This window comes from Streptomyces alkaliterrae, from assembly GCF_007097205.2.
Taxonomy (GTDB): Bacteria; Actinomycetota; Actinomycetes; order Streptomycetales; family Streptomycetaceae; genus Streptomyces; species Streptomyces alkaliterrae.
In genome coordinates this window covers 1-603 of record NZ_VJYK02000679.1, presented here as the reverse complement: position 1 = coordinate 603, position 603 = coordinate 1, and the positions used below count along the sequence as shown (strand labels likewise).

The 603-nt window shown below is 77.6% G+C and carries 1 protein-coding gene; it reads right to left on the bottom strand.

The features are described from left to right. Positions 1-107 precede the first annotated feature (107 nt). The coding region (locus FNX44_RS28445) for a CehA/McbA family metallohydrolase domain-containing protein (RefSeq protein WP_500274216.1) at positions 108-603 on the bottom strand (496 nt) is incomplete at its 5' end.

Here is a 603-nt window from a genome sequence, read left to right as displayed (position 1 = left end):
CGTCCGCCCCACCCCCCTTGCGTCGGCGTCCCCGGGGCGCTACGGGTTCGACCGGCGGGTGGTGGCGGATGGCCGACACCCGACGGTCCGACGCGGCTTCCGGCCACTCAACCGGCACTGGAACGGGCGCTCAGCCACAGCGGGTTGGTCATGGCGACCATCGCGCCCGGCGTGCCGCCGGAGCCTGGTCGGCGGACCTCCGCCCGTACGTACGTCGACTGGGCGGCGGTCGTACGCCAGGTGAGCGCCCGGCCCGCCGGGCCCGACCGCAGCTCGCCCTGGTCGGTGAGCAGCCGGCACACGGCGTCGGCGGCGGCTCCGGATGCCTCGATCCGTACCGTCACCCGGGCGTCGGGCCCGGTGCGCAGCACCTCGCCGATCCCCGCGTGCCCGCCGCGCTCGTCGACGGCGGAGAACCGCAGGGAGACCGCCGACGACTCGGCCAGATAGCTCCGGCCGGCCCGGACCGCCGCCAGCACGTCCCGCCGGGTCAGGTCGTCGGCCCGTACGACGGTCTGCGGATGCCCGACGACCTGCGGCTCCCGGTGCGCGTCGCTGCAACCGAGCGCCGGAACCCACCGCGCGGGGCCCCCGCGGCCCGCC